Here is a 19062-nt window from a genome sequence, read left to right as displayed (position 1 = left end):
GTGATCCGGACCGCGGCGCACCACGGTTCATAGTCCGGAGTCGAACAGTCCCCTCACCGAGCGTGACGGCTCCCCGTGATCGCTGCCAGAGCCCAACGAACACCTGCGAAGCCAGTGCACTGCTGAGAGGTCGCGCGGATAGGCCCAGCCCTCGGGCAGGAGGCGGCCGGACTGCCTGATGGGGTTCAGCACGCCAACGACCGCTCCGAACGGCGGGCCGACGGTCCAGCTCAGATGTCACACCTCAAGCTTCGGCTCCGCACCCGCCAGGTCCTTCAGTCTCTCCAGGTCGCCGCTGACCGACTGCCTTTCCTCATCGGTGAGTTGGACCGCGGCGGCCTTCTTCAGCGCCGACACCGCCGTCGACTCGTCACCGAGCCGCCCGGCCACGTCGCCGCGCAGGACGAGGAGGCGTACGAGCTGCGCGGGTGTCGGCCGCTCGCCGTTGAGCCCGAGCACCCGGTCGATGATCTTCGCCGCACCTGCCGGGTCCTCTTTGGAGTCGGCGAAGAGCGTGGCGTTGTGCAGCGCCCGCGCGAATGTCTCCTTGGGGGCGGGCCGGTGGTGCAGGTCCTCGCTGGTGGGCTGCCCGACCCGGATGCAGTTGCCCCCGGGGTCGGTCATCAGGAACTGCCGCACCCCGTAGGACATGTCCTTGAGCGCCCCGATCCGGGGGATGCCCCGGCTCGGGATCTTCCCGTAGGCGGCCTTGAGCCCGGCCCGGAACGCCTCGTACAGCCCGTCCACGTCATCGGTGAGGACATAGCAGGTGCTGTACGACTCGCTGGGCTCGTACTTCTTCATGCCGAAGAACTGCAGCCCGATATCGCCTCGCTCGACAGCCGCGAACGGGTTGGGGCTCTTCTGCAGGAAGGTCACCTCGAAACCGAGAGCCGTGTAGAAGTCGATGACGGGCTGGATGGTCTGACACGGGAGCAAGGGGATCGTCTTTTCGGCCACACCCACCACACTAGTCAAACTTGACTAGAAGCGGAAGGGTTCTCTGCATGTCCGCGATCCGTCTCCTCGTCCTGGGGCATCCGCCGGCGTGGCCGCGCGCGCCTACCAGGGCGTCGGGTGGCCCGATGGCAGGCCCTTGGCGAGCCTCGGCTCACCCGTTGACCGAAGCGCGATGGCTGTCACACAGGCAGGCTTGTTGTCACCGGTGTAGTGGAGCGAGCGCGAGTTCGCGAGGGAGCGCTGACAGGCGGCCCACCCGAAACGCACCGCCAAGCTGTCCGGGCGGCTCGCCTGCTTCAGTCCTGAATGGTGGCAAGCCAGTCGGTCAGCAGGATGTTCACCTCGTCGGGGCGCTCCTGCTGGATCCAGTGGCCGCAGCCGTCCAGGAGGTGCGAGGCGGACAGGGCGGGAAGGGTGGCGGGGTGGGCGTCGAGGGCGGCGGCCATCCAGGTGGTGGAGGCGTCCAGTGCGCCGCCGATGAACAAGGCGGGCTGCGTGATCGGGGCTCCGCGGTGCGGGGCCAGGTCTTCCCAGTCGCGGTTCATGTTGCGGTAGCGGTTGAGGGCGCCGGTCAGGCCGGTGCGTTCGAACTCTCCGGCGTAGACGTCGAGGTCTTCCTCGCTCAGCCAGGCCGGGAGCGGGCCAGTGGGGAAATGGTCACGCAGCTGACAGCCCGGGGCGACGAAGTGCGGGTCGGGCTCGCCCTGGGCGGGCATGGTATCGGCGGACAGCGCCGCGTAGAAGCCCGCGAGCCAGCCCCGGACGTCGGGCTCGATCTCCGCCTCGGCGCGGCCGGGCTCCTGGAAGTAGGAGACATAGAACTCCTGCTCGGGACCGCCGATCTGTCCGAAGACGTCGGTCGGGCGGGGGCCTCCGGGCGGCGCGTACGGAACGCTCAGCAGGCCGACCGCGCGGAAGACCTCGGGGTGGAGCAGGGCGGAGGCGGCAGCGATGTTGGAGCCCCAGTCGTGGCCGACGACCACTGCGCTTTCCTCGCCGAGAGCGCGTACGACGGCGAGGTTGTCCTCCACCAGGTCGAGCATGCGGTACGCGTCGGTCGCGGCGGGCTTGGAGGAGCGGCCGTAGCCGCGCACGTCGATCGCCACTGCCCGGTACCCGGCCGCGGCGAGGGCCGGGAGCTGGCGGCGCCAGGAGTACCAGGACTCGGGGAAGCCGTGCACGAGCAGGATCAGCGGGCCGGCGCCCTGCTCGACAAGGTGCAGGCGCCCGGCAGGGGCCTCGACGGTGCGGTGGCGGAGTGCGGCGATCGGCTCGGGCTGCATGGGGGACTTCTCCTCGATTCGCGGGCGGTGGGTGGGTACCGGTCGATCATGCGGCGCAACGGTCACTCGGCGCTATCGGCGTTGCCATTCGGGCAAACTCGCAGGACAGGGAAGTGCAGCGGCACGGCGGGAAGGAACAGGGGCGGTGGCAGCGGGCGACGTGGTCCAGACACTGGCGGCGATGGGACCCCGGCTACGGGTCCTGCGCGAGCGCCGCGGCGTCACACTCACCGATGTCAGCGGCGCGACGGGTATCTCGCCCAGTACCCTCTCGCGGATCGAGACCGGCCGGCGCAAGCCCACCCTGGAGGTGGTGCTGCAGCTGGCAAAGGAATACGGCGTCTCCCTGGACGAGCTGGCCGGCACCGCCCCTGCGGCCGGGCCCCGCAGCACGGTGCAGCACAGCTTCGGCGACGACAAGGCGGTGTTGCCGCTGACCCGGTACCTCGGCGGCCTGCACGCCCACAAGCATGTCCTGCCTGCTGTCGAGGGGCCGCCCGGGCGGCCCCGGCAGGTGTCCCACGAGGGCTACGAGTGGCTGTGTGTCCTGTACGGGCGGCTGTGGCTCGCACTCGGTGACCAGGACCTCGTCCTCGCTGCCGGGGACGTCGCTGAGTTCGGCACCAGCGTCCCCCACGGAGTCGCGAACGCTGGTTCCGATGGGCCGGTCGAGTATCTGATCATGTTCGGGCCTCAGGGGGAACGTCTACGGCCGCGCACCCCTCCTGCCGCCACTCGCGGCCCTGGTGACAGCAAGGCTGCCAATGAACATGTGTGACAAGCCGCGTGCCTCGTCGGTGACGACCACGCTGCTTCGTCCGGTCTCGCTCGCCACGTCATCCCGCTCCGCCGGTGCCAACTACCGAGCGTCGGCTCACCACCTGTCAGCCGCCCAGCTCAGTGGCCTTAACCGACGAGGCTCACCTCCGCCCTGAGGGCGTAAGGACGGTGAGTCGTACGGAGGAAGCGATCCGAACGCGGTTCGCCCGGACGGTAAACCGACCACGGCCGACCGCCAGCGGCGAGAGCCGTGGTCCGAGGCCGTCAGCGGCGGGTCTCGATGCGCAGGCCGCCCGTGGTCACTTGGCGCATGTTGTCGCTCGCGAGCAGGTCGTGTGGCTGGCCGAGCTCGATCGCGCTCGCCTCGTTCAGGCGGGTCAGCTGGGTGGTCGTGAACGCGATCTCCAGGGTGCCCAGGTTTTCCCTCAGCTGGGCGGGAGTGCGGGCCCCGATCAGCGTGGTGGCCACGCCCGGGTTCCGCAGGGTCCAGGCCAGTGCGACCTGGGCCGGGGCGCGGCCCAGGTCGGCGGCGACCCCCCGGGCGACGTCGGCCACGGCCAGGTTGCGTTCGGTGAGCGTGCCCAGGGTGAGGTTGTGGCTCCTGCGGTTGCTGTCGCCGGTGCCGGCGCTCGTCGCGGCAAGGTCGTCCCGGCTGTACTTGCCGCTGAGCACCCCGCCGCCCAGCGATGAGTACGGGACCACCCGGAGATGCGCGGCTTCTACGCCGACAGGGAGCAGGTGCTGCGAGACGGGATCGCCCACCTGCGCGCGGCATGGGCCGCGCACCCGGAAGACCGGGAACTGTCCGACCTCATCGCCGAGTTCGTCACGCAGGATGAGGACTTCGCCCGCTTGTGGTCGGAGCGGGAGGTCAGCGTCAACGGCCGCGGCCGGAACTGCGGCATCCGGACGCAGGGGCCATCACCGTCGGCTTCGAAGTCCTGCTACCGCTCCAGGACCCGGGACTGCGCCTGCTCGTCTACCGCGCCGCGGACGAGGTGAGCCGCGCGTCCCTGGACCGGCTGTGCGCGCGATGAACGGGGCCCGGCTCACGGTCGGCTACGAGCAGCGTGACCCATCGGTGCCGACAAGCGTGTCCCCCGGACCAGGAATCACAGCTCACCGCCCCTCACTTGTGCACTTGTGCAACTGACGTGTCCGGGCCCACTGGCTGAGTCACTGCACGGCCAGGCCCTAAGGCCGCCGCGGCCCGCCGTGACCAGGCGACACTCACGATGCTTCGCGCGCTGCTGGTGACAAGGAGCGCGCCGAACTGGCGGCAACCAGCGTGCTTCACGCACACGACGTCGCAGTTCGGCAGGCGCGCCCCAGTGACACCTGGTGCGCTTCGGCTCAGGCTGCTGGCGCCGCCTCACGAAGGCCCCATCATGATCCTTACTAGCTCTTCGCGCCTGCCAGGGGGCGGCTCATTGCTCGCCAGTTCGTCTGCGAGCAGATCCATCAGCAGGCCGTCCCGCCAGGCACCTGTGCGGTGGTCGCGCTCGTACGCTCGCATGACCCCCACGGGTTTGAACCCGACCTTGCGGTAACAACGGATCGCCGCGGTGTTGGCCGCGGCGGGATCGATGGTCAGCCGGTGATGGCCGCGCTCCTGGACCAGCCACCGTGCCAGCGTAAGCACCGTGTCGGCGCCGAGCCCCTTCCCGTGGCACCCCGCCGTCAGGAAGATATCGATGCCGGCATGGCGGAAATCGGGATCGGTCTCTTCGTCAAACTGGACGGCGCCGATGACCTCACCCTCGAAAATCACAGCCAGCATGTCCTCGTAGCTGTCCGGAGGCGACCACCACGCCGCGACTTCCGGTTCTCGTACGACCCCTTCGAGGATCTCGGAATCGTCAACGGTCACCGGCCGCAGCACGACCCTGTCCCCACGCAGCTCCATGCCCTCATTCTCCCCGAGTGGTGCGGGCACCTTCCGCCCATGCGGCCCTTCGCCACGTCACGAGCTGGTCGGTTCAATAGCCGACCACGTCGTTGAGCTCGCCGTTCAACCAGCGACCTGTGGTCACGGTGACGATCGACGTTCTTGTGCCTGCATGGTGGCTTCGGCGCGTGTGAGTTCGCGGCGCATGAACTCTGCATGCTCCCGCGTCATTTCACGGACTGTGGGCGACGATCCGGCAGTGCGCTGAACGGCCGCTTCGGCCGACTCGGTCCACGCGCGCAGGACTTCGAGGGGCCGTTGGTGGCCGCACGCCACTTCGGTTCCGGACTGGTCACGGACGACGGCCTCGTGGCCGGTGCTCTGAAAGACGCTGACACCTTTGGCGTGGAGGACGACCTCAAAGGGTGCTTCGTCAGGGTCCGCGTCTGCGGTGGCGTCGGTGCTGATCGTGAACTGTTCCTTGGGTCTCATCCAGAAGTCTTCGCCTATGGGCTCGACCCAGACCGCGAGTATCTGCTCGTTGTCGTTGTGCAACCTGATCTTCGGCATTGCCGCAGCATAGGACGCGAGTGCTGCCCACCGGACCGTGTCAGTCCATCGGGGTTCGGGGCCTCATTTGTGGGGCGTGGGCCAGCGGTTCTTCGAACCGGGCGGACTTTCCGGTGTTCGGGCGCACAAGCCAGTCCGACCAGGGTCTTCACCGGTCCGTCCGTGCACAGCCAAGCCTCGGCCAGCTCGAACAGAGCATACGCAGTTCTGCTGTCCAGGAAGAGGGACGGTGCGGACACGAATCAACCGGGAGAAGCCGTCACCGAAGCAGGTTGAGCGGAAGTAGGTGCTGACGGGCGCGTACGTACGGAGCTGCTGGATGCGGCCTACGCGGAACCTCGGCCGAGGTCGTTGTTGGCCTGGACTGGAATGGGAGAGCTGCGCTTCAGCCGCTGCACGGGGTCCCGCTTGCACAGCAGCACCTACGTGATGCGTTACTGGGATTCCCCGCCGTGGACCGAGCATGCCCGTGCCGAGCGTTTCCTCGCGATGTGCCGGAAGATGGCGGACGAGGGCACCGGGGCACGGGTGGCCATCGACCGTGCTTCTGACGGGGCCTTCGTCGGCTGGTGCGGTCTGACCGGATGGGACGAGGACTACCGCAGTGCGTCGTTGGGCTACGTCCTCGACGATGCGGTGCGGGGCCACGGCTACGCGACGGAGGCCGCGCACGCCGTGCTGGAGTGGGCATTCGACACGCTGGACCTGAATCGGGTTCAGGCCGAGGCCGATACGCGCAACGTGGCGTCTGCCCGGGTCCGGCCAGATTCCCGCCTCCCCGATCCCGTCTCCGTCGGCTGATCAACAACGCCCAAGGCACCCCAAGGCCCTCACTGCCATACCGGGCACGCGGGAGCGGTGACCGGGCGGGGACACGGGAGTGCGGAGGGGGCGCTGTCGGTTGGCTTCTGGGACAGGTGTGAGTCTGGGTGAGGTGCGGCGACGGCAAGTTCGCCGTCAGCCGGGCGGCCCCTTCGCGGGAGCGTGCCGGATTCAGATCCGCGTCATGGTGGAGGCGTATCCACCTCCGCCGGGATAGATCCAGTCGCCGGTCGCGGTGGTTGCTAGGGGCCCAAGGAAGAGCTGTCCCAGCCCTCGAACAAGCCTCAGAGCAGTTGCCGTCAGCAGGTGCAAGATGCTTGTCCACCCCCGGAGCAGGGGGCTGGCCCCCCTCCTCATGTGCCTGCTGGCCGGATGGGCCAGTGGATCTTGAGCACGCAGTCTGGAGACGTCTGGTTGTCCGGTGCAACCAGCACGTCGCCCAAGGAGGGCCTTCATGTCCGTCTCCTCGTCGTTCAAGCCGAAGCGGGGTCTCATCGCGGTGGCCACCCTCGCCGCCGCCCTGGCCGTGGGCAGCACCCTGCCCGCGGCCGCCACACCCTCTCCGGCCTCCGACGCAGAAGTCGCCACCCACGCGTCCACACCGCAGAAGACCTCTGGCGGACACGAGAACGCGGCCCTGAGCAAGGGCCTGAACCGCCTCGTCAAGGACGACAAATTCCCCGCCGCGCTGGCTGCCACCAGCGACCGGGACGGCCGCATCCGCAACTACGCTTTCGGGGTAGCGGACTTGAAGACCGGGGCCAAGGTCCCGGTCGACGGGCAGGTGCGGGCGGGGAGCAACACCAAGACGTTCACCTCTGCCGTGGTTCTGCAACTGGTGGGCGAGGGCAAGGTCGACCTCGACGCCCCCATCGAGAAGTACCTGCCGAAGCTGGTACGCGGCGAGGGCATCGACGGCCGCAGAATCACGGTCCGCCAGCTCCTCAACCACACCAGTGGGCTGCCCAACTACACCGAGTTCATGATGGAGGACCTGCTCAAGTCCCGCCACACCTACTACCAGCCCCGCGCCCTCCTCGACATCGCCCTGGAACACAAGGCGCAGTTCGCTCCCGGTACCAACTGGGCGTACAGCAACACCAATTACATCCTCGCGGGCCTGCTCATCGAAAAGGTCACCGGCCGTCCGCTGGACGAGCAGATCACCCGTCGCGTCATCGAGCCCGCCGGGCTGAAGAAGACCTACTTCCCTGCCGTGGGCGAGGAGCGCATCCGCGGTGTGCACCCCAAGGCGTACTACTCGCCGAAGCCCGGAGCACCGCTGGAGGACGTCACCGAGCTGGACCCGTCCTGGGGCTGGGCGGCCGGACAGATAGTCTCCACGCCGAGCGACCTGAGCCGCTTCTTCAAGGCCCTCTTCGACGGGACGCTCCTCAAGCCGGCACAGGTCACGCAGTTGCGCACCACTGTCAAGGTGCCCGACTCCTGGGGCGCGGGGACCGGCGCACGGTACGGGCTCGGGGTGACGAGCGTCCCGCTGAGCTGCGGCGGCCGGATGTGGGGACACGGCGGTGACATCCCCGGCCACGCCACCCGGACCGGCATCACCGACGACGGCCGTCCGGTCGCGATCGCAGTCACCGCGAACCAGCCCCCCACCGAGCAGGGTCTGGAGCACGCCCAGGCACTCCTGGACACGGCCTTCTGCAAGAAGTAGGCAACCCGGTCGGAGAAGCAGGGACTGGCCGGCCAGGACTCGTCGCAGGGGCCCCGACTTCCCCGCGGGGGCCGACGGGGGCGAAGAGAGCCCGCTCTCCTCGGCCGGTACGGTCCACCACTGGCCCCACGAGACGCAGCTGCGCCTGTCGAGCACACCGCAGCCAGTGACGCCGATGCCGGGTGGCACGCCGGAACGCCGGAGTTCACGGGGCGCGACGCGAACGAGAGGGTGTGGCAGGAAGCCGGCTCCGAGCGTCTCACCCTGACTCGCGCAGGCGTCGTCCTCCATCAGGGACCCCGCACCCTCCCCGCCTCGCCCCGCTCCTGCCGAAGGAGGAGACAGCGGCGGGTTCTTCCGGGCGTGGCACACCTGCAGCACCCAGGGACGGCTGCACCGCCCCCCGAGGGCTCGTGGCAGTTCGACTGCCGCCACGTCGCCCCCACCCCCACCGACGGTGAGTGCCTGTGTCTGAACTCAGTTTCTTCGGTGCGGAGTTGGGTGGCCGCAGAACGAGAGGTTTCCTGTCGAGGCGCGTAGGGTCAAGATGCGAGGACATTTGCTTGACCGTGCCGGGGCCGGATCTGTCCGTGATGTTGGAGAGGCCGCCGCCGGTTGTCGGCCGGCGGCGGCCTCTGTGCGGGGCACCGGCGGTTTCCCCCCTGCGCGGTGTCCTCGCACGAGTCGTCCTCACCGGTATCCGGGATGCGCGGGAGTTCACCCCGGCCTGGGGCAGTCCGGGAGGACGGGGCCGGAGCTGCGTTGTCGGCGATGCGGCTCCGGCCGCTCAACGACCCGGGGGCTGGGGGCCATGCGTGCGGGCTTCCTCCCCGTGCCAGGTTCCTGCCGGCGCCAGGAAGGCGTGCCCTGTGCACAGGGTAGGACGACGAGGGCCCTGACGGACACCCTGCATTCTCAGCCGCTCCGGGGCGGACGTACCGATGGTGCGGCCGGCGTTGCGCGGGAGGCGGGGGCTCGTTGAGGGGGCGTAGAGGCTTCTCAGAAGCGGGTCGGGCCCGTCTTACACGGCGAGCTGACCGGTGCGTACTGGCTGGAGACGTCGCGGCATCTGCCGACGGATCCGTGCCGGCCCGCCAGGATCCCGGTGTTGCGCGGTTTCCGCCGCGGACCGCGATGCAGGGACCCGCTGCCGGAACCGTGGTGATGGCAGTGACGTCGATCTGGTGGAAATGAGACCAGTCAAGGTGCCGACTGCCGCCTCGGCTCATGTCAGGCAGGGCGACGGGTGGGGTGGTGAGCGTGAGCCCGGCTCTCGGATGGTCCGTCAGGAGTAGTCTGGTGAGGACGTCCTCAGCGTGTTGTGGTGCCGGGTGGTATTCCACCCAGTCCCCGTCGTGTGCTTCCGGTCCCGGTCGCTGAGACCTGCGATCGGAGACTTTCATGCCTGCCAATCCTTCCGCATTCTCTGAACCGAGCCGCTCCGGGACGGAGTTGAGCGATTCGCGTGAGGCGCGGATAGCGGCCGCGTTCGTGGATCTGGCGGACACCTTGGTGGACGACTTCGACCCGGTGGACTTCCTGTACCGGGTGGCGGAGCACTGCACGTCGCTGCTGGACATCCACGACGCGGGAGTGATGCTCGCGCCGCACGGCGGTCCGCTGCGGCTGGTGGCCGCGACGTCGGAGCAGGTGCGCCTGGTCGAGCTGTTCGAACTCGACGCCGCCCAGGGCCCGTGCCAGGACGCGTACGTGCAGGCCCGCGTCATGGAGCACGACTTGACGGTGCCCGGCCGGTGGCCCGAGTTCAGTGCGCGGGCCCACAAGGAAGGCTATCTGTCCGTCCACGCGGTCCCCATCCATCTGCGTGGCGAGACCATCGGCGTCCTGAACCTCTTCCGCAGCATCCCCGACCATCTGGCCGGCGCCGACCGGATCCTGGCCCGCGCCCTCGCGGACGCCACCGCCATCTCCCTGCTCCAGCAGACCACCCTGGACCACCACCGCGCCCTGGGCGCCCAGCTCCAGCAAGCCCTGCACACCCGCACCATCATCGAACAGGCCAAAGGCTTCCTGGTCGGCCGCCAGAACACTGACCCCGACATGGCCTTCCAACGCCTGCGCACCTACGCACGCCGCCACCAGCTGCGCATCGCCGACGTCGCCCGTGACCTCGTCAACGGCACCCTGTCTGCCACCCTCGACCAGCCCACCGACCGCCGCGCTCCCCGTGACCGCCTCCACGGCCGCTGACCGGCCTGGGCACGCAGCCGGCAGCATCCCCGTACACATGGTGATGCCGCTCCAGGTTGCCCCGTGCGACGCGTCAGACGGCCTGCGGCACGACGCCCCCGTGGGCGGTGCCGCGCCGTTCGGCGTGACGGTTCGAGGCGCGGGTGAGTCGCCTGGCCATCAAGGTAATGGCCAGCCAAGTGATGAGTGCTTCGCTCATCTCGGGGACCGTTCGTGGTCGCGCCAGTGCCGATGGGACCTCATGACCCGCGACTTGGACTTGTCCGGCCGATCATGGCTGTGGGCTGTCGGGCATGATGCCCGGGTGAGCATCATCGTGAAGTTCTTCGTGGCGCCGGACGACACGTTCAGCTACCTCGGTGGCGGACCTCGCTGGCACCGGTGACGTAGGAGAGCTTTTTGTCGTGGTCGGCGGTGCCGGGCTCCACGCCCAGTTCCTGGGCGGCGGTAGCGAAGGCGCGCTCGACAAGACCACCATCCGCGACGTTGGTGGCGGCCAGGTCGAGGACGACGAGGCGGATGTCGTGGGCAGGAGTGGTCATGAGACGTCTGTACTTTCCTTTCACTGACGCCTCAGCCGCTGTGACGACAGTGACCCGGCTCGATGTGTGGCGGGCGTGGAAGAGTTCGTACGGGGGAGTCGACAGGCCGACCGGGCGGTCGACGTGTCAGGCGAGTCTGCGGCGTACGGTGGCCGAAAGCCTGTCAACGGCCACGATCAGCACCAGGACGACGAGGATGTGCGTCAGCATCTCATCGAACTTGAACAGTTTGATCGACTGGTTGATGAGGAAGCCGATGCCACCCGCGCCCACGAGACCGAGGACGAGTGAGGACCGGACGTTGACGTCGAGCCGGTACATCAGCAGCCCGGTCAGCTGAGGCGTCACGGTGGGCAGCAGGGCGTGGGCGGCGATCTGAATGCGGCTCGCGCCTGCTGAGCGCAGGACCTGCACGGGTCCGGGGTCGGCGTCCTCCAGGGCCTCCGCCCACAGTTTGCCCATCACGCCGACGTTGTGGAGGAGCAGGGCCAGTACGCCGGGGAACGGGCCGAGGCCCACGGCGGTGACGAAGATCAGGGCGAACACGACGTCGGGTACGGCGCGCAGAAAGGACAGCAGGGAGCGGGCGGCCTGGTAGACGGCTGCCGACGGGGCGGTGCCGCGGGCGGCGAGGAGGGCGAGGACGAGGGAGAACGGTATGGACAGGGTGGTGCCGAGCAGCCCGATCCACAGGGTGACGAGGGCTCCTTCCAGGCTCGGTCGCAGCACCTCCCAGCTCAGGTCGGGTGGGATGGCCTCGCTCACGAAGTCGGCCATGCCGCGCCAGCCTTCGGCGAGGGCTCCGAAGGACATGCCGGTGGTGTCCCAGGCGATCAGGTGGGCGGCGACCACGACAGCCGTGAGCGCCGCGCCCGTGGCCGCGGTGCGCGGCCTTCGGGGCTTTGCAGGGACGGGGAGTCTGCGCACGTCAAGGGGCAGGGTCATGAGGCGGCCTTCACCGTCGTGGGCTGGTACAGGATGTCGACGTTGTCCTGCGGTGGACCGTCCAGGGCCACGCGGCCTTCCCGCAGGCCGACGACGCGGTCGGCGTGCCGTGCGGCGAGGGAGGGCTGGTGCAGGACGGCCAGCACGGCGAGGCTCTCCTCGTGGGCGAGTTCGGCGAGCAGAGCGAGGACCTGTTCGGAGGCGGCGGGGTCCAGGGCGGAGACCGGTTCGTCGGCGAACAGCACGCGGGGGCGCTGGCACAGTGCCCTCGCTACCGCGACGCGCTGTTGCTGTCCGCCAGAGAGGCGCCCGGCACGGTCGTGTGCCCGGTCGGCGAGGCCCACCCGGTCCAGGCAGGCCATGGCTTCCTCGCGGAGTTCCTTGGGGAAGAGTGCGGGGTGCAGGGAGTGGTGCAGCGGGAGGCGGCCGAGGGCTCCGGCGCACACGTTGTCCAGGACGGTGCGGCGTCGGACGAGGTGGATGTGCTGGAAGACCATGGCGATGTCGAGGGGGTCGCAGGTTGCGCCGTCGAGGGTCACCTCGCCGGCCGCCATGGGCTCCAGGCCGGCGGCGGCTCGCAGCAGGGTGGACTTGCCGGAGCCGTTGGCTCCCAGTACGGCCAGGAGTTCGCCGCGGGCGACGTGGACGTCCACCCCGTGCAGGACCTGCCGGTCGCCGTACCGCACGGTGATCGCGGTCAGGGTGAGCATCAGACGTCCTTCTCGGTGAGCTTGAGCGTCTCGGCGAGGTCGAAGAGGGGCTGGTAGGTGTTCTTGTCGACGGGGACGAGCGGTGCGGGCGGGTCGACGTCGAGAAGGGCGCCGATCTCGCCGACCTTGTCGGCGGGCAGGTTGAGCAGCGCGTCGCGTACGGCCCTCTTGAACGCCTTGTCGTGGTCGCCTCGTACGGTGATCGGGTCGTTGGGGATCGGGTCGGACGTCCAGACCTTGCGGAACTTCGACGGGTCGAAGGTGCCGGAGTCGGTGGCGCTGGCGAGCTGCTGGGAGTTGATCTCGGCAGCGTCCACGGTGTCGTTGACGAGAGCGAGAAGTGCTTCTGGGTGACCGCCCGCGTAGGTGACCTTGACGTCGCTCTTCTTCAGCCCGGCATCGACCAGGGCCTGGCGGGGCAGGGCGTCGCCGGAGGTGGAGCCGACGGAGCCGAGCGCAAGAGAGTGGCTGCGCAGCTCCTTCACCGAGGTGACCTTGGAGTCCTTGGGCACCCAGATGCCGGCCGTGTAGCTGGAGAGGTTGCCCTTCGTGTCGCCGAAGGAGGCCAGGGCCTCGGCTCCGGCCCGTTTGTGGGCGAAGACGTAGCCGAGCGGGCCGAAGATGCCGACGTCGAGCTTCTGGTTCTCCATGGCGAGGACCGCAGCGGCGTAGTCCTCGGTGACGGTCAGCTCGACCGGGCAGTCCAGCTTCTCACCCAGGGCCTCGGCCAGGACCTTGGCGGCGGGGGTGAGCTTGGCGGGATCCTCGAACGGCTCGACACCGAATCGGATCTTGCCACCAGGGCAGGAGGCTGACTCGGGCTTCTCGGCACTCTGTCCGCATGAGGTCAGAGTCAGAGCGGCGACGACGGTGCCGACAAGGGAGAGGCGGCGCAGGGACACGGTGAACTCCGGGGAAGAGGTGAGCCGAGGATTCGGCAGCGGGAGGGCGGCGCAGGGCGAGCGGCTCTCACCGGGCCGGCGACAGCCAGCTTTCGGCCATCACCGACCCGGGTCAAGCCTTGTATGTACAAGTCGCGCATTGTTCATCTGGCGGTCGCCCGCCGGTTCGGCTGTCAGGCGGGATGCCCCAACTCCGTGGCGGTGCGGGTCACCTCGAAGATCCGACGGCCGTCACGGTTGATCCACGTCGCGGTCAGGGTGGGGTCGCTCACGGTGGTGTCGGCGACGAGCTTCAGGAACACGTGGGGTTCCACAGCGCTGTGCACCAGGTGCGGGCTGGGCACGTTGAGGCTGGGGATCGTGCTGCCGTGCATGGGGCTGACGATGAACTGCCACAGGTCGTACCCGACGCGCGGGCCGTAGTTCAGGGCGCGTGAGACGTGGATGTCGCCGCTGAGCAGGAAGCAGCCAGGGATGTTCTCGGCGGCCACGAAGTCGAGGATCGCGTCCTTCTCGTAGGAGTAGGTGGCCCAGTCGTCGGACTCGGCGTTGCCCTTGTCGTCCCAGATCATTCCCGAGGCGATGGCTTTGAACGTGGCGGTGCTGGCCCGCAGACGGGCGCGCAGCCAGTCCCACTGCACCTGGCCCAGGCAGGTCTGCCGGGCGGCGTCGGCCCAGCTCGGGCTGGTTCTGCTGAACCAGCGAGGGTCGAGGAGGAAGACCTCCACGGGGCCGCGACGGAAGGATGTGTACACCCCCAGACCTTCGGTTCTGGCGGTCAGGCGGGTGCCGTCGGCCGCATGGCCGAAGGAGGCGTTGGCGCGGTAGTCGACGAACGCGGTGCGCGTGTTCTTCTTGCCTGCGAAGCCTCCGCTGGTGTCGTTGCCGCCGAAGTCGTGGTCGTCCCAGGTCCCCCAGACCGGCATTGAGGCGGCCATGCGGGCGACCTCGGGCTGGGCGAGGAACGCACGGTGTTTGGTGCGGGCGACGGCCAGGTCACCGGAGTCGACGTAGGGGGTGTCGCCGAGCAGGACGAAGCTGTCGCAGCCCTCGTCAACGATGCGGGTCCAGATGGCGCTCGGGGTGGAGGGGGCGCAGGAGCCCATCCCCATGGTGACCTTGGCCGGGGCTCCCGCGGGCGGGGAGGTGGTGAACGAACCGGTCAGTGCGGCGAAGCCGGGGGCGGCGCGCTGCGGGGCGACGGTGAAGTCGTAGCGGGTGCCGGCCTTGAGGCCGCTTACGTCCACCAGCAGGGTGTCGTCGTTGGCCGAGGACAGGCGGGTGGTGACGGTGGTCGACCAGCCGGATGCGGCCCGGACCGTGCAGGTCCAGTCGGTGTAGAGGGCCGCGTCCAGGCCGGGGCGGGCCCACAGGCGGGCGCTGCCCTCGTCGACGTGACCCACCAGGGGCCCCGTCGGGGGCTGCGGCGGCATGGGAGTGGGGATGACCGCCGGCGCGGTGCCCGCCCGCACCCGTCCCACGTATGCGGCCAGAGCGGTGAAGAACGTGACGCTGTCCCGCAGGGCGGGCGCGGGCTGCACGGACGAGCCCGCCGTATCGAAGCACTTGTCGAGCGTGAGGCTGGAGACCAGGAAGCGTCCGGCCCCGTGCGCCCCTTCCAGGAGGCAGGGCGAGGCGCCTGCGGCCGTACACGTCAGCAGCACGCGCATCGCCCGCCAGGAACCCACCGTCTCCCAGCTGACGCGGATACCCGCGGCGCGGCCCGTCAGCACCCGGCCCGAGACCACCGGAAGGGTCGCCACCAGCGGGTGATCGGCGGCGAACGGGAAGACCGTGTCGAAGTCCGCGTCGGTACGCACCGCGCCCAGCGCCGAGGGCAGATAGGGCACCGCGGCGCCGAACTGGTCGGACTGCGCAAGATCGAGGACCACGCCCCCGCCCGCCGCGAAGTCCCGCAGAGATGTGGCGTGCTGACCCACGTAGGACGTGTAGCGGGAGTCGTTGTTGGTGAAGCTGCCGAACGCGATGAGGTCCACGCTCTGCGCCGTCGCGGGCCGGGACAGGTCCAGGGTCACCACCTGGAATCCAGCACGCCGCAGCACCTCCGCCAGCCCCGCGGCCCGGGTCCAGGGATCCGCGAACTCCAGCACGGCCGCCCGCGGCCCCCCGGGTTCGGCTGCCGCGGTCGGGACGGATGCGCCGGTGACTGCCGCGGTCAGCGCCGCCACGCCGCCGACCATCAGTGAGCGGCGCCGGAATGCGTCGTTGATCATGTTTTCTTCCATGCGGCAACCGTCGCAGCGCGAACGGCGGACACACAACCACTTATATCTACAAGTCATCTGCTGTTCATGTCGCGCCACCGGCTCGACGGCCGTGTGTCGTCCACCTGTAGAGTCAGGTGCATGAGGGAGCACTTGCACCGCACCGTCGCGGCCGAACTGCGCCGACGCATCCGCTGCGGAACGATCGCCGTCGGGCACCCGCTCCCCTCGGAAGCCGACCTCTGCCAGGAGTTCGCCGCCTCACGCGGCCCCGTCCGCCAAGCCCTCGCGGCTCTGCGGGACGAGGGACTCATCGGCGGGGGCCAGGGCAAGCGCGCCGTCGTCCTGGACGCCGTCCCCACCCAGCCCTTCGAGTCCTTCCTCTCCTTCACCACCCGCGCCGAAATCACCGGCCACGTTCCCGGCCAGCGCCTCCAGGAGATCGCCCTGCGCCGCCCCGACCCGGCAGTCGCCGCCGCCCTCCAGGTCGAACCCGGCACCCTGGTCGTTCAACTGCTGCGCCTGCGCCTGCTGGACGGCCACCCCGCGATGCTGGAACGCATGACGTACACCGAGTCCGTCGGCCGCCCGCTCCTGGACGCGGACCTCGACGCAGGCTCGATCTACGCCCTGCTCACCGAGCGGGGCGTAGACCTCGCATCCGCGCGCCACACCTTCGACGCCGTCACCGCCGACACGACCGACGCAGCCCTCCTGGAAGTGGACGAAGGGGCTCCTCTCCTGCGCGAGCGCCGGCTCACCACCGACTCCCAGGGGGTACCGATCGAGTGGTCCGACGACCGCTACCGCCCCGACGTTGCCACAGTGACCGTCACCAACACCCGCAGCAGTCGCACCGCCATGCTCCGACAGCCCTGAGCCGTGCTCACACCGGCAGGCCGTGCCCCGGCGCGACCGCCTGGCGCGGTGCTCCTCCTCGCCGTGCCGCTGCGAAGGCTGTGCCGACCTCTCCCAGCGCGTAGCGCCCCTCCACCAGGCCGGCGAAGGGGAACGAGTGATGGTGGGCGGCCAGAAAGTCCACCGCCTGCTGCAGATCCACAGGACGGTAGTTGTGCACGCCGACGACCGTGTGCAGCCCTCGTACCACCCGCTCGGGATCCACTCCCACCGGTTGGCCCGGGGATACCGACCCCACCAGGACGGCTGTTCCGCCCACATCCAGGGAGTTCAGGCACACCTGCACGGCCGAGGACTGGCCCGAGAACTCCAACGCCACGTCCACCTCCGCGTCGGGCGCCGAGCCGTCGTGCGCACGACCGGCACCGAACGCCAGCGCCTGCTCGCGGCGGGCCGGATCGGGATCGGCGGCGATCACCCCGGCTCCCTCGGTCGCGGCCATGGCCACAGCGGTCAGCCCGAGCATGCCCGCCCCGGTCACGAGGACCCGCCTGCCCTCCAGCGGCCCCGCCGCCGCCAGGGCCGCAGCAACCGTGGCCGTCGCGCAGGACGCCGGGCTGGCCACCACGTCCGGCACCCCTGCCGGTACAGCGACCACGGCCGTACCCGGCAACACCACACAGTGCGAGGCGAAGCCGCCCGTCAGCGGGGCATCCACCAGCAACGGCTCGTGACCGTACTTCCGCACCCGACGGCACTTCTGCGAGAGCCCGCGGGCACACCGGTCGCACGAACCGCAAGAACTGGTGACCGACCAGACGACGCGCAACCCCGGTACCACCGGGGTCCCGTCCACACAGACGACACCGCCCTCACCGACGCCCACCACCGTGCCCACCTGCTCGTGCCCAAGTACCGAGGGGGCGGGCGAGCTTCGCCGGCCCGTCACGGTGTGCAGATCACTGCCACACACGGTGGCCATGTCCACCCGCACCAGCAACTCACCCAGTCCGGGAAGACGAGAGACGGGCTGCTCCACCACCGCGAACGGGAGTCCCACGCCGTCCCAGCGGGCATAACGGGCCATAACGGAGTCCTTCGAATACGTCATGCGCGAAAGGTGTCACGCCGGGCCCCTGCGAGCCAATACCTATCAATACAAGTTGAGCCGATGTTCACCTTGCCCCACCGATCAGCGCGAAGGACCTTCAGCATCCCCGGTGCCCGGTCGGCCAGCAGGCTGATGACGCGGCTGGTGTAGGCGTGGGCGGTACCGACGGAAATGCCGAAGCCGTCGGCTATCTGCGCGAGGGTGCCGTGCTTGCACATGTTCACCAGGGCGACCAGCGCGCGCTGGTGCGCAGGAAGCTTGCAGCAGTGGTCACCTTCTCGGATGACGATGAGTATGGTGGCCCACTCGACCAGCGCATGAGGCGGGTCGAGTGCGGCAGGATGCGGAGCCAACGGGGCTCCTGAGCGGATGAGTTGAGGCTTCGACCGCCTCCCTCAACGGCACGGGAGCCTCGTGCGTTTCGCGCCCCGCCAGCGTCACCCGATCAGTGGCCACTCTGAAGAAGCTCGGTGACTGGCCGACCGTCATCCCAGGGTCTGCTGCGGGATTGCGTGACAGGCTGACCTGCCCATGTCCTGGGTTCCAGTTCTGGTGGCCAACTTGCCTGATCCGCAGCCACTCCCCGCACCTCGTGGACGTGGTGGGGATCGGGCCGCACAGCGCCGCTGTCCAGCTGACGGCCGTGGGCGACAACGCCGACCGTCTGCGCGGCGAGGCATCGTCGGCCGCGCTGTGCGGGGAGAGCCCGGTGGAGTACTCCTCGGGCAGCAGGCAGCAGGCAGCAGGCAGCAGGCAGCATGCACTGGGACGAACGAACGCAGGACTACGGCCACGCGGGACAGGCCGCGGGAGTTCTCCGACACATTCCGCGGCCCTCACAGCAGGGGGCGGGCGGGTGTCACCTCCTGCGTGTGAACGACGACGTCGAACCAACTCAAGAGTGACCCGCCCGCCATGTGGTGGTCGGCGTCGTCATGGGGGTCGTAGAGCGGGCCGATCAAACGCGTGCGGGTGGGGGCGCCCAGGAGGAGGCGGACCGGGTCGGGCAGCGATGTTCCCAGTCCAAGAACGTACCCCTTTCTGTTTGCCGCGACGGTGCTCAGCAGGCTGTCGATGAAGTTCGTCCCCGGGGCGGGCAGAGGTTGGCCGATGGACCCGTGTGCCATGGTCAGTCCGATGGACCGATAGCCCGGCCTGAGACGTTGACGCAGGTATCCGCCCATATTCTGGTGTGACTCGGATGGGTCGGAGGGAGACACGGTCCGGGGGTCGCCGACGGCGGTTTGGGCCATGCCACCCCAGTAGACCACCCTGTCGCCCGTTCGCTGCTGCCACCAGAGCACACCGTCGGCGAGCGTGCGCTCGAGTGCTGCCAACCCTTCGAACTGCGAGGGGTGCCGAACCGGTTCAGTAGGGAGCTGCGCGAAGCGCACTGGATCGTCGGGGTGGTTTTGGTTGTAGGACCGCAGCCAGCGGATGAGTTCGAGGATCTCGGAGGTCTGCCAGAACGCCCGCGCCTTAAGAGGTCATCTCATTTGGTTGACTCGGTATTCTGTGGGTCATGATGGGGATCGTTGAGCGGCTGGTGCCGGACGAGTTGTGGGAGTTGTTCCAGC

17 protein-coding genes and 5 pseudogenes are annotated in these 19062 nt (G+C 69.2%); 8 read left to right on the top strand and 14 right to left on the bottom strand.

Translation table 11 applies throughout. The features are described from left to right. Nucleotides 1-237: 237 nt before the first annotated feature. Entirely contained in the window at nt 238-960 is a 723-nt protein-coding gene (locus tag ACIA73_RS41355; protein WP_399444176.1) for a bleomycin resistance protein, read from the bottom strand. 296 nt (nt 961-1256) lie between these two features. Then, nucleotides 1257-2243, bottom strand: a complete 987-nt coding sequence (locus ACIA73_RS41350) for an alpha/beta fold hydrolase (RefSeq protein ID WP_399444175.1) — start codon at nt 2241-2243, stop codon at nt 1257-1259. A 145-nt stretch (nt 2244-2388) separates the two neighbouring features. On the opposite strand from ACIA73_RS41350, the gene ACIA73_RS41345 reads away from it, so the two are divergent. Beyond that, nucleotides 2389-3021 (top strand): helix-turn-helix domain-containing protein, encoded by a 633-nt coding sequence (locus ACIA73_RS41345; RefSeq protein ID WP_399444174.1) that lies wholly within the window; start codon nt 2389-2391, stop codon nt 3019-3021. 266 nt (nt 3022-3287) lie between these two features. On the opposite strand, the gene ACIA73_RS41340 is transcribed toward ACIA73_RS41345, so the two are convergent. After that, complete coding sequence (locus tag ACIA73_RS41340; protein ID WP_399444173.1) at nt 3288-3785, bottom strand: aldo/keto reductase; 498 nt, start codon at nt 3783-3785, stop codon at nt 3288-3290. Between ACIA73_RS41340 and ACIA73_RS41335 the strand changes: the two are divergent. Beyond that, nucleotides 3732-3857, top strand: a pseudogene (locus ACIA73_RS41335) (transcriptional regulator); the annotation flags it as partial. The gene ACIA73_RS41340 and the pseudogene ACIA73_RS41335 overlap by 54 nt on opposite strands. A gap of 20 nt (nt 3858-3877) precedes the next feature. After that, a complete protein-coding gene (locus ACIA73_RS41330) occupies nt 3878-4060 on the top strand; it encodes a hypothetical protein (protein ID WP_399444177.1) in 183 nt (60 codons plus the stop codon). A 335-nt stretch (nt 4061-4395) separates the two neighbouring features. Here the strand turns inward: ACIA73_RS41330 and aac(6') are convergent, their stop codons facing one another. Next, on the bottom strand, nt 4396-4929 hold the full coding sequence (gene aac(6') / locus ACIA73_RS41325) for an aminoglycoside 6'-N-acetyltransferase (protein ID WP_399444172.1): 534 nt from the start codon (nt 4927-4929) through the stop codon (nt 4396-4398). Nucleotides 4930-5052: 123 nt separating this feature from the next. Then, complete coding sequence (locus ACIA73_RS41320) at nt 5053-5481, bottom strand: hypothetical protein (RefSeq protein WP_399444171.1); 429 nt, start codon at nt 5479-5481, stop codon at nt 5053-5055. 312 nt (nt 5482-5793) lie between these two features. Here ACIA73_RS41320 and ACIA73_RS41315 point away from each other — a divergent pair. From ACIA73_RS41315 to ACIA73_RS41305, 3 genes and pseudogenes are all read left to right on the top strand, one after another. Next, nucleotides 5794-6240, top strand: a pseudogene (locus ACIA73_RS41315) (GNAT family N-acetyltransferase); the annotation flags it as partial. Nucleotides 6241-6757: 517 nt separating this feature from the next. Beyond that, nucleotides 6758-7981, top strand: coding sequence for a serine hydrolase domain-containing protein (locus ACIA73_RS41310; RefSeq protein ID WP_399444170.1), 1224 nt, complete (start codon nt 6758-6760; stop codon nt 7979-7981). A 1452-nt stretch (nt 7982-9433) separates the two neighbouring features. Further along, entirely contained in the window at nt 9434-10192 is a 759-nt protein-coding gene (locus ACIA73_RS41305; RefSeq protein ID WP_399444169.1) for a GAF and ANTAR domain-containing protein, read from the top strand. A 73-nt stretch (nt 10193-10265) separates the two neighbouring features. Here the strand turns inward: ACIA73_RS41305 and ACIA73_RS41300 are convergent, their stop codons facing one another. From ACIA73_RS41300 to ACIA73_RS41275, 6 genes and pseudogenes are all read right to left on the bottom strand, one after another. Next, nucleotides 10266-10391 carry a hypothetical protein gene (locus ACIA73_RS41300; protein ID WP_399444168.1) on the bottom strand — a complete coding sequence of 42 codons (126 nt, stop codon included), beginning with the start codon at nt 10389-10391 and terminating at the stop codon, nt 10266-10268. A gap of 184 nt (nt 10392-10575) precedes the next feature. Then, nucleotides 10576-10734, bottom strand: a pseudogene (locus tag ACIA73_RS41295) (haloacid dehalogenase); the annotation flags it as partial. A 126-nt stretch (nt 10735-10860) separates the two neighbouring features. Continuing rightward, entirely contained in the window at nt 10861-11679 is an 819-nt protein-coding gene (phnE, locus tag ACIA73_RS41290) for a phosphonate ABC transporter, permease protein PhnE (RefSeq protein WP_399444167.1), read from the bottom strand. Next, the gene (locus tag ACIA73_RS41285; RefSeq protein WP_399444166.1) at nt 11676-12389 is read right to left on the bottom strand and encodes a phosphonate ABC transporter ATP-binding protein; all 714 of its coding nucleotides are present in this window, start codon (nt 12387-12389) and stop codon (nt 11676-11678) included. The genes phnE and ACIA73_RS41285 overlap by 4 nt, the downstream gene beginning before the upstream one ends. Beyond that, nucleotides 12389-13291 carry a phosphate/phosphite/phosphonate ABC transporter substrate-binding protein gene (locus tag ACIA73_RS41280; RefSeq protein WP_399444165.1) on the bottom strand — a complete coding sequence of 301 codons (903 nt, stop codon included), beginning with the start codon at nt 13289-13291 and terminating at the stop codon, nt 12389-12391. Before ACIA73_RS41280 ends, ACIA73_RS41285 begins: the two co-directional genes overlap by 1 nt. 173 nt (nt 13292-13464) lie before the next feature. Further along, nucleotides 13465-15525: an alkaline phosphatase D family protein gene (locus ACIA73_RS41275; RefSeq protein WP_399444164.1), complete on the bottom strand. Its 2061-nt coding sequence runs from the start codon at nt 15523-15525 to the stop codon at nt 13465-13467. A gap of 132 nt (nt 15526-15657) precedes the next feature. Between ACIA73_RS41275 and ACIA73_RS41270 the strand changes: the two genes are divergently transcribed. Further along, entirely contained in the window at nt 15658-16395 is a 738-nt protein-coding gene (locus tag ACIA73_RS41270) for a GntR family transcriptional regulator (RefSeq protein WP_399444163.1), read from the top strand. A gap of 7 nt (nt 16396-16402) precedes the next feature. Here the strand turns inward: ACIA73_RS41270 and ACIA73_RS41265 are convergent, their stop codons facing one another. Together ACIA73_RS41265 and ACIA73_RS41260 are read right to left on the bottom strand one after the other, a co-directional pair. After that, entirely contained in the window at nt 16403-17485 is a 1083-nt protein-coding gene (locus tag ACIA73_RS41265; protein ID WP_399444162.1) for a zinc-binding dehydrogenase, read from the bottom strand. A gap of 86 nt (nt 17486-17571) precedes the next feature. Then, nucleotides 17572-17838, bottom strand: a pseudogene (locus ACIA73_RS41260) (transposase family protein); the annotation flags it as partial. Nucleotides 17839-17933: 95 nt separating this feature from the next. Between ACIA73_RS41260 and ACIA73_RS41255 the strand changes: the two are divergent. After that, a pseudogene (locus ACIA73_RS41255) lies at nt 17934-18218 on the top strand (transposase); the annotation flags it as partial. 103 nt (nt 18219-18321) lie between these two features. Here the strand turns inward: ACIA73_RS41255 and ACIA73_RS41250 are convergent. Continuing rightward, nucleotides 18322-18879: an erythromycin esterase family protein gene (locus ACIA73_RS41250; protein WP_399444161.1), complete on the bottom strand. Its 558-nt coding sequence runs from the start codon at nt 18877-18879 to the stop codon at nt 18322-18324. Nucleotides 18880-19062 lie beyond the last annotated feature (183 nt).

Origin of the sequence: Streptomyces sp. NPDC051561, assembly GCF_044454195.1 — a bacterium.
Taxonomy (GTDB): domain Bacteria; phylum Actinomycetota; class Actinomycetes; order Streptomycetales; family Streptomycetaceae; genus Streptomyces.
This window is presented reverse-complemented; position numbering and strand designations above follow the sequence as displayed.